The organism is Hymenobacter coccineus, from assembly GCF_001816125.1.
GTDB classification, from domain to species: Bacteria; Bacteroidota; Bacteroidia; order Cytophagales; family Hymenobacteraceae; genus Hymenobacter; species Hymenobacter coccineus.
On record NZ_MDZA01000086.1, the window covers coordinates 1 to 9,467 of the forward strand.

General features: G+C 65.6%; 9 protein-coding genes. 6 read left to right on the forward strand and 3 right to left on the reverse strand.

Annotated elements, in window-relative coordinates:
* Positions 1–1,366, forward strand: a 1,366-nt coding sequence (locus tag BEN49_RS06515; RefSeq protein WP_070742251.1) for an alpha/beta hydrolase, incomplete at its 5' end; no start/stop codon positions are given.
* 364 nt (positions 1,367–1,730) lie between these two features.
* Here BEN49_RS06515 and BEN49_RS06520 read toward each other — a convergent pair.
* Together BEN49_RS06520 and BEN49_RS06525 are read right to left on the reverse strand one after the other, a co-directional pair.
* Positions 1,731–2,627: a carboxypeptidase-like regulatory domain-containing protein gene (locus BEN49_RS06520; RefSeq protein ID WP_070742252.1), complete on the reverse strand. Its 897-nt coding sequence runs from the start codon at positions 2,625–2,627 to the stop codon at positions 1,731–1,733.
* A gap of 121 nt (positions 2,628–2,748) precedes the next feature.
* Entirely contained in the window at positions 2,749–3,615 is an 867-nt protein-coding gene (locus BEN49_RS06525) for a carboxypeptidase-like regulatory domain-containing protein (RefSeq protein WP_158022770.1), read from the reverse strand.
* Between the two features lie 252 nt (positions 3,616–3,867).
* On the opposite strand from BEN49_RS06525, the gene BEN49_RS06530 reads away from it, so the two are divergent.
* Positions 3,868–4,125: a FeoA family protein gene (locus BEN49_RS06530; protein WP_239691842.1), complete on the forward strand. Its 258-nt coding sequence runs from the start codon at positions 3,868–3,870 to the stop codon at positions 4,123–4,125.
* 11 nt (positions 4,126–4,136) lie between these two features.
* Positions 4,137–6,302, forward strand: coding sequence for a ferrous iron transport protein B (gene feoB / locus BEN49_RS06535; RefSeq protein WP_083325833.1), 2,166 nt, complete (start codon positions 4,137–4,139; stop codon positions 6,300–6,302).
* A 194-nt stretch (positions 6,303–6,496) separates the two neighbouring features.
* Here the strand turns inward: feoB and BEN49_RS06540 are convergent, their stop codons facing one another.
* Entirely contained in the window at positions 6,497–7,075 is a 579-nt protein-coding gene (locus BEN49_RS06540; RefSeq protein WP_125916571.1) for a hypothetical protein, read from the reverse strand.
* Positions 7,076–7,313: 238 nt separating this feature from the next.
* On the opposite strand from BEN49_RS06540, the gene BEN49_RS06545 reads away from it, so the two are divergent.
* The 3 genes from BEN49_RS06545 to BEN49_RS06550 all read left to right on the forward strand — a co-directional run.
* Entirely contained in the window at positions 7,314–8,474 is a 1,161-nt protein-coding gene (locus BEN49_RS06545; RefSeq protein ID WP_083325834.1) for an HlyD family secretion protein, read from the forward strand.
* A complete protein-coding gene (locus BEN49_RS31270) occupies positions 8,405–8,560 on the forward strand; it encodes a permuted SH3 domain-containing protein (protein WP_498366027.1) in 156 nt (51 codons plus the stop codon). Before BEN49_RS06545 ends, BEN49_RS31270 begins: the two co-directional genes overlap by 70 nt.
* Positions 8,561–8,793: 233 nt before the next feature.
* A partial coding sequence (locus BEN49_RS06550; protein WP_141765623.1) for a TolC family protein occupies positions 8,794–9,467 on the forward strand: 674 nt, incomplete at its 3' end.

The following is a 9,467-nucleotide window of genomic DNA, read 5'->3' on the forward strand; positions in this document are numbered from 1 at the left end:
CGCCCAGTCCGGCGCGCCGGCCGGCGGGGGCCCCGTGCGGCCCGCCGCCGTGCCCGGCGCCCTCGACGGTTTCTGGAAAGGCCCCCTGAAAGTGCCCGGTGGCTCGCTGGAAGTCATTTTCCGTTTCCTCAAGCTCACCAGCGGCGACTACTTCGGCACCCTCGACGTGCCCATGCAGAAGGTGAGCCACCTGGAAGTGCAGGTGACGCAGAGCCACGACACGGTGCAATTCTATGCGCCGGCCGCGGGCAGCCGCTTCGTGGGCGTGCTGGCGGCCGGAGGGCAGCAGCTGGTGGGCACTTGGCAGCAGCCCGGCTTCAAGGTGGCCATGGCGCTGGCGCATTCGGCCGTGCCGGTGGCCGCGGCCGCGTCCACGCGCCTCACCCCGCCCTACCGCGAAGAAAACGTGACGTTTGGCGGCGGGGCGGCGTCGGCGCGCCTGGCCGGTACCTTCACGGTGCCGGCGGGCCCGGGGCCCTTCCCGGCCGTGGTGCTGGTGAGCGACGCCGGCGTGCAGGACCGCAACGGCGCCGTGGAGGGCTACGCCCCGCTGGGCCAGCTGGCCGATTACCTCACCCGGCGCGGCATTGCCGTGCTGCGTTTCGATGACCGCGGCATGGGCCAGGGCGGGGCCCCCGGGCCCGAGCCCACCGCCGCCGAGCTGGTGAGCGATGCGCAGGCGGGCCTCAGCTTCCTGCGCAACCGGCCCGAGGCCGACTCGTCGCGGCTGGGCCTGATCGGCCACGGCGAGGGCGGCAACGTGGCCCTGCTGGCGGCGGCCCAGCCGCTGCCGCCCGCCTTTGTGGTAACGTTGGCCGCGGCCGGGCTGCCCGGCCGCGAGCTGGTGATCCAGCAGCAAAGCACCACGCTGCGGCAGCTCGGCACCGACAACGCGGAGCTGGCCGCCATTGCCAAGCGCCAGCAGGCCGTGTTCGACGTCATCGGCCGCACGCCCGACAACGACCTGGCCCGGATGATGGTGACCAACCTGCTGCGCCACAGCAGCAGCCCCACCGACGCGGCCACTGCCCAGCGCCGCGCCGCCGAAATGACCACCCCCCGCTACCGTTACTTCCTGGATTTTGACCCCGCCGCCAACCTCAAGTTTGTGGCCTGCCCCGTGCTGCTGCTCAACGGCACCGCCGACGGCTTCGTGAGTGCCGATGCCAACCTGGCAGCCCTCGAAAAAGGCCTCAAGACCAACAAGGGCCTCATGGTGAAGAAATTGCCCGGCGTCAACCACCTCTTCCAGCCCGAGCCTGGGCAGTGGCCCGTGGTGGCCGGCCAGCCCAAGCCCACGTTCTCGCCCCTGGCCGAAGAAACCATCCGCGCTTGGATTACCGAGCGGGGCCCCGCCAAAAAGTAGGGCCCCACGGCAGTAAAAAAGCCCCCGGCAACGCACGTTGCCGGGGGCTTTTTTGCAGGCTTCCGGCCTTACGCAGCCGAGCATTTGGAGCACTTTCGGGGGGGCTCGTAAGGTGCCCCCTACACCAACCCCGAAACCCCTCTAGTAGCCCCAGCGGGGTGGCCCGCTGGTAGCAAATGGCTGTAAGTAAAAGGTAAAGCCCCAGCGGGCGACCCAATCGCAAGGGTCGCCCCGCTGGGGCTTTAGTTCAGCTAGTCAATTTCTTATTACCGACGGGCCGCCCCGCTGGGGCTAAAAAGCAGCGTTGTATGTAAGTCCTAATCCTGTTGGCCATTGCTGGCCGGGGCGGGGCGTTGCCGGGGCTCTACTTGGTAGCGTCCACTTCGGCCCGGATCATGGCATTGTAGCGCGAGGCGCCGTTGGCTAGCGTAATCAGGCTCCAGCCGCGGCCGATGGCGTAGAGCCAGGTGCGGCTGTCCTTGAACTCGAAGGTGGGCCGCAGGATCTGGCCGTAGGGCGTGTAGTTGTCCATGAAGTTGGTGGTGTAGAACTTGTCGCCGCTCACGATCCACTCCATGGCCACGTAAAATCCCTCGTCGGGGGCCGGGATGTTGTACGAGGTCAGGTCCACGTCGAACCAGCCGCCGCCGCGGGCCGCCGACACCACCACGTTGTCGAGCAGCAGGTCCGAGTTTGGGGCATTGTAGTTGCCGTCGGCCCGGTAAAGGCGTACCCGAAACGGCTCGCGCGGGAAGCCGTTCTCGCCGATGTAGAACGAGACGGAGCGGATGTAGCCGAACTTTTTCTGCTTGTCGTTCTTCATCAGCGCCGCGTACTGCGAGCCGGGTAGGCCCTGGATCATGCCCATGCCGGGCGAGGTGGTGTGTGCCCCCAGCAGGGCGGGCTTCATTTGGGCGGCCTTCACCGTGACCTCGGCTAGCTGCACGGTTTGCTTGGGCAGCTCAATGATGAGGTCTTCCATATTGGCCCCGCGCTTCACGCGGATGGCCGTGCGCCGGAAGCCCAGCGCCTCCACTACAATGGAATCGTCGAGGCTGCGCTCGGGCATGGCCAGCTGGAAGTAGCCATACTCGTTGGTCAGGGCCCCAGTGCCCTCGTCGCGGAGGCTGATGGAGGCAAACGCCACGGGGTCTTTGGTGGCCTGGTTCACGACGCGGCCGGTGATGCGGCCCTCCTGGGCGCGGGCCAGGCCCGGTAGCAAGCCGGCGCTCAATAGGAGAAAAAGTAGTTTCTTCAGCATGGAAGCGGGAGGTATAACGGGTAACAAATGGCGCGGCGCGGCGGCGGGGCGCGGGGGCCGCGGCTGCGCGCGGGGCCCCAAAAAATAAAATAGGCAGGTGAATAGCTTGGTTTGCTGGCGCTTACTTAATCATGTCCACGTCGGCCTTGATCATGGCGTTGTAGCGCTGGCCGGTGCCGTTAGCCAGCGTCATCAGGTTCCAGCCCTTGCCAATGCTGTAGGTCCAGGTGCGGCTTTCCTTGAATTCAAACGTAGGCTTCATGATCTGGCCGTAAGGCGTGTAGTCGTCCATGAAGTTGGTGGTGAAGAACTTGTCGCCGCTCACCACCCATTCCATCGCCACGAAAAACCCTTCGTCGGGGGCCACCACGTTGTAGGGCGTCAGGTCCACGGTGTACCACTGGCCGCCTTGGGGGGCCGATACCACCACGTTCTCCGTCAGCAGGTCGGTGTTGGGGGCGTTGTAGTTGCCGTCGGCCTTGTAAATCCGCACCCGGAAGGGCTCGCGGGGGAAACCGTTCTCGCCGATGTAGAACGACACGGTGCGCACCGCGCCCAGCTTTTTTTGTTTGTCGTTCTTCACAAAAAAGGCGTACTGCGAGCCTGCCTGGCCCTGGATCATGCCCTCGCCGGGGTTGTTGGTGCGGGCTCCCAGGGCGGCGTTTTTGATTTTGCCGGCCTTCACCGTCACTTCTTTCAGGGCCACGGCCTGCTTGGGCACCTCGATGGTGAGGTTGTCGAGGGCGGCGCCGCGCTTCACGAGCACGGTTTTGCGCAGGTAGCCCAGGGCCATGATGAGCAGGGTATCCTGCGCATTTTTGGTGGGCGCCGGCACCACAAACTGGCCGTGTTCGTTGCTCAGGGCTCCCACTTGCTCCTCCTTCAGCCCGATGGACGTGAAGGGCAGGGGCTCCTTGGTGGTGGCATCCACGATAGTGCCCTTAAGTAGCACTTGTCCGGACTGCGCGTAAGTATAAGCGGGTAACATAACACCGCATAATGCAATAAAAAGTAAGCGTTTTAACATGATTGGATAGTTCAGCGGTAAATACTGCAAATTCAGGTCGAAAGATATTATAAAAAAAATTGTCTTAAACAATTACGTGAAAATTCTCGCCAATGGTTTTGGCGCCCGTGTCCGGGGCCCCGCGCCAGGGGCCTTTTTTGGGTTTCCGCGATTGGCGCCGGTGGCGTACCTTTGTTTAAAGCCTTTCTAAATAGAATGCCGTATACCCCCGCTGTGGCTGCTCCTTCCCCCATCCCCGCTTCCCGGCGCACGGCCCGCGACTTGCGCGTGGGCGAAACCGGCACCATTTGCTGCCTCGAAGACCCCGTGATGGCCCTGCGCCTGCTCGACATGGGCTGCGTGCCCGGCATCACGGTGCGCCTGAGCGGCCGCGCCCCCTTCGGCGACCCGCTGATGCTGGTGCTCGGCGACGAGGAGTACACGCTCTCGCTGCGCGGCAGCGAGGCGGCCACTATTTTGCTTAAGGACTAACGACCAAGGAGATGGCGGACGCTCGGATCCTCGCGGCGGCGCCGGCCGCGGGCCCCGGGGCCCCGGAGGCAGCGGCGCGGCCCATGCGCATCGCCCTCATCGGCAACCCCAACTCGGGCAAAACCTCGCTCTTCAACCAGCTCACCGGCCTCAACCAAAAGGTGGGCAACTTCCCCGGCGTGACCGTGGACCGCAAGAGCGGCTGGGCCCAGCTCACGCCCGCCCGCCGGGCCGAGATTGTGGACCTGCCCGGCACCTACTCGCTCTACCCCAAAAGCCTCGACGAGCGCGTCATCACCGACTTGCTCTACGACCCGTCGTCCACCAGCTACCCCGACTTCGTGGTGGTGACGGTGGACGCCAGCAACCTGCGCCGCAGCCTGCTGCTTTTCAGTCAGTTGGCTGATTTGGGCCTGCCCGCCATCCTGGCCCTGAACATGACCGACGTGGCCGAGCGCCACGGCGTGCACATCGACCTGGGGGCCCTGGAGGCCGAGTTGGGTGTGCCCGTGGTGCCCATGAACGCGCGCAAGGGCATCGGCGTGGCAGCCCTCAAAATTGTGATGGCCGAGCGCTTGGCTGCCCCGCCCGTGCGCTTCTGGCAGCCCGATTCGGCGGTGCAGCAGCTCGTGCACTGCTTGCGCGACCACTTCCGGTTGCACAGCGACTACCTGGCGCTGCACTACGCCCAGCAGGCCGAGTACCTGGCCTTCCTCGGCGCCGAAGACCGCGCCTACGTGCAAAGTCTGGTGCAAGAATACGCCTTCGACGGCACGGCCCAGCAGGCCAGCGAAACCATTGGGCGCTACGCCCGCATCAACGAGATTCTGCTCGAAACCGTGACGGTGACGCGCACCGAGCAGCGCGAGCCCGTCAGCAACCGCATCGACCGCGTGCTGACGCACCGCGTGGGCGGCTACCTGATTTTTCTGGCCGTGCTGTTTTTGCTGTTCCAGGCCATTTTCGCCTGGGCCCAGTACCCCATGGACCTGATTGACCAGGGCATTGGGGCCCTGAGCGGCTGGCTGCAAAGCACGCTGCCCCCGGGGCCCCTCACCAAGCTGCTTACGGAGGGTGTGCTGGCCGGCTTGGGCGGCGTGCTCATCTTCATCCCGCAAATTGCCCTGCTCTTCGCCTTCCTGGCGGTGCTGGAGGAAACCGGCTACATGGCCCGCGTTACCTTCCTCATGGACAAGCTGATGCGCCCCTTCGGGCTGAGCGGCAAGAGCGTGGTACCGCTGATTTCGGGCCTGGCCTGCGCTGTGCCGGCCATTATGGGGGCCCGCACGATTGAGAGCTGGAAGGACCGCATGATCACCATTTTCGTGACGCCCCTGATGTCGTGCTCGGCGCGCATTCCGGTGTACACGGTGCTGGTGGCACTGGTGGTGCCCGACGAGAGCGTGGGCTTTTTCAACCTGCGCGGCGTGGTGCTGATGGGCCTGTACCTGCTCGGGCTGTGCTCGGCCCTGGGCTCGGCGTGGCTCCTGAAGGTGCTGCTGAAGGCCCGCGAGCGGAGCTACTTCATCATGGAGTTTCCGGTGTACAAGTGGCCGCGCTGGAAAAACGTGGGCCTCACCATCTACCAAAAAGTGCAGGCCTTCGTGTGGCAGGCCGGGCAGGTAATTGTGGCCATCTCGGTGCTGCTGTGGGGCTTGGCCAGCTACGGCCCCGGCCAGCGCCAGGAAGTGGCCGAGACCCAGGCCCGCCGCGAAGCCGCTATCCACCACTGGACGCCCGCCGAGTTGGGCCGCCAGGTGGCCTCGGCCCGCCTCGAAACCTCCTACGCTGGCTCGTTCGGCCACGCCCTGGAGCCGGCCATCCGCCCGCTGGGCTTCGACTGGAAAATCGGCATCGCGCTGCTCACCTCCTTCGCCGCCCGCGAGGTGTTCGTGGGCACCATGAGTACCATCTACAGCGTGGGCCAGGACGCCGACATGGGCACCGTGCAGCAGAAGCTGCGGGCCGAAAAAGGGCTCGACGGCCAGCCGTTTTTCACGCCGGCGCGGGCGTTTTCGCTGCTCGTGTTCTACGTCTTTGCCATGCAGTGCATGAGCACGCTGGCCGTGACGTACCGCGAAACCAAGAGCTGGCGCTGGCCCGCCGCCCAGCTCGTGTACATGACCGGCCTGGCTTACGCCGCCTCGGTGCTGGTGTGGCAAATATGGGGCAACTAGGGGCCCCGGGTGTGTCTTTAGGCGGTTGGATTAATCGCCAAAAGAACGGTCGTGCTGAGCGCAGCCGAAGCATCTCTCCCGCAGCAGTATACCGATCAATTGGAGTAGTTGAGCAGTAGAGATGCTTCGGCTACGCTCAGCATGGCGGTCTTTAGTTAACCGTTCTGCCTAATCTTTATAACCTTCCAGGGCCCCTAGCGCGGCTTAGTGCGCCCGTGCAGGTACTGGCCCATGGATACGTAGAATTTCTTCGCGGCCAGCTTAGGCAGGTGCACGATAACGGCGGTGCACTTGCTGTCCAAGGCTTTGCCGTTGGTTTCGAAGGCAATACCCTTGGGCCCCGCGTCGTAGAGATAGCGCACGCCGCCCGGCACGCTGTAGGTTGTGGCCAGCGGCAGGGCCCCGTAGGCCGCCCGGATGCTGCGCAGGTTCGAGCCCGCGTGTAACCCGTTGGCCAGCTGAAAGTAAGGCGACGTGGACCGCACTACCTGCACCGAGCGGTGGCTGCCGTCGTCGCCGGGCGGCGGGGCCGTGTACACATCTAATTCGGTGGGGGCCCCGTGGGCTGGCCGTGCCCCGTACCAACTGGCCCAGGCCTTGCCCATGGCCCCGTCGGTGCTGTTGGGCGGCGTGGTGGGGAGGTGGGCGGTGGCTGGGGCCAGGCCCAGCTGTACCTGCCCCAGGCTGCGGCCCGGCACCACCAATTGCTGCGGCGTAGGGGCTGCACTTAGGAGGGTAGTGGCAAGCAGGAGTAGGGAGAGGCGAAGGGTCATGGGGCGAAAGTAGGCCGATTTTGGGAATGGGTTGTACTGGGGCCCTCGGCTGGGGGAACCTCACCCCCGGCCGAGGGCCTAAACACCTGTCCAGCACCGGACAGGTGTCCAAAAATGGACAGTTTTTGCAGCCTAACTTTCTGCGTTTTTGATTACAAATTACTGAAATACAAGTAATTATAAAATTGGCACGCGGCTTGGCAAAGTAGGGTAGAACCATCCCCTACAGTGCCCGAAAATGGACAGAGCCCTTGCCCCATCCGTTCAAACGAACCGCCGCCGCCGCCAGTGGCTGCTGGGCCTGGGGGCCCTGGCGCTGGCCGTGGCCGGCTGGTGGGGCCTGCGCAAGGCCTTGCAGCCCAGCCTACGCCGCGCCGACGTGCTGACGGCCCGCGTGGAAACCGGCGACGTAGAAGCGGCCCTCACCGCGGCCGGCACCATCATTCCGGCCCACGAGGCGGTGATTGCCAGCCCGATAGCCAGTACCATCCGGCGGGTAGCCGTGGCCGTGGGTGCCCAGGTGATGCCGGGCCAAACCATCCTGGAACTCGACAAAGAAGCCTCGCAGGGGGCCCTAGCCAGGCTCGACGACGAGCAGCTGCGCAACCAGAACAAGAACGACCAGCTGCGCCTGGCCCTCGAAGGCCACCTCAACGACCTGGGGGCCCAAGCCGCCTCGCAGGCCGTGAAAGTCAGGAGCTTGCAATCGACGCTGCGCGACGAGCAGCACCTGCTGGAAATTGGCGGCGGCACGGCCGAGGCCGTGCGCCAGGCCGAATTGAACCTGGCCGTGGCCCGCCTGGAGGCCGACCGCCTGGCCCGCCAGCTCGCCAACCAGCGCCGGGCCAGCGCCGCCGACGTGCGCGAGCTGGGCTACACCGTATCGATGCAGCAGCGCAGCATTGCCGAGCTGGCCGGCAAGCTGCGGCAGGCCGACATCAGCAGCCCCCAGCCGGGCGTGCTGACTTGGGTGAACGACAACCTGGGGGCCGCCGTGCCCGCCGGCGAGCCCCTGGCCCGGGTGGCCGACCTCAGCCGTTTCCGGGTGCGGGCCACGTTGTCAGACGCTTACGCGGGCCAGCTGCACCCCGGCGACCCCGTGGTGGTGCGCGCCAACGGCACCGACCTGCGCGGCACCGTGGCCAGCATCAGCCCGGCCGTGGACAAGGGCGTGGTGACGTTTTACGCCCAGCTGGCCAACGACCACGCCCCGGCCCTGCGCGCCAACCTGCGGGCCGACGTGTTTGTGATTACCCGGGCCCACCCGCACGTGCTGCGCATTAAAAACGGGCCTTCTACCAGGGTGGGCAGGAGCAGGCGGTGTTTGTGGTGCAGGGCGGCAAGGCCCTGCGAAAAGTGGTGCGCTTCGGCGACAGCAACTTCGATTACGTGCAGATAACCAGCGGCCTGCAAGCCGGCGACGAGGTAGTGGTATCGGACATGAAAGACCACCTGGAAACGCCCGAGTTGGCGCTCCACGACTAACGCGCCCCGCCCATGAAAACGCTCTTCACCAAACTATTCAGCCGGGTAACCCCGCCCCCGGCCCCTCCCCAAAAGGGAGGGGTGCCAGTAACTGACGTTCTGGGATCGTTGAACGCACCCCTCTTTGGGGGGCGGGGGCGGGGTTTGCACTAGGCTGCCTCCTAGTACTTTGCACCTTCCTAACCGCCAGCGCCCAGGGCCCCACCGCCGCCGACAGCCTGACGCTGGCCGACGTGGTGGCCCAGGCCCAGGGCCGCGCCGCCGTGGGCCAGCAGGCGCGCACCAACCGCGAAACCGGCTACTGGTCTTACCGCGCTTACCAGGCTAATTTCCGCCCGCAGCTGGGGCTGCAAGGGGTGCTGCCCAACTTCAGCCGCGTGATTGCGCCGGTGGTGCAGCCCGACGGCACCACGGCCTTCCAGTCGGTGCGCATCAACAACTCGATGCTGGGCGTGGCCCTCACGCAGAACATCGGCCTGACGGGTGGGCAGGTGGTGCTGGGCTCGCAGGTGCAGCGGTTCGATAACTTCAACGGCAACACCCGGCAGTATAACAACCAGCCCTTTACGCTGGGCCTGACGCAGCCCATTGGCTACTTCAACCCGCTGCGCTGGGCCCGGGCCGTGGAGCCGCTGCGCTACCGCGAGAGCCAGCGCCAGTTTGCCGAAGACCGCGAAACCGTGGCCCAGCGCGCCACCGAATTGTACTTCGACGTGCTGGTGCAGCAGGTGAACGCCGCCGTGGCCGCCCAAAACGCCCTGGCCACCGCCGAACTGCTGCGCGTGGGCCAGGAGCGCTACCGCCTGGGCCGCCTCTCGCAGAGCGACGTCATCCAGCTGGAGCTGAACTTGCTCAATGCCCAGCAGGCCCAAACCCAGGCCGGCCTCGACGCCGAAAACGCCGCCGT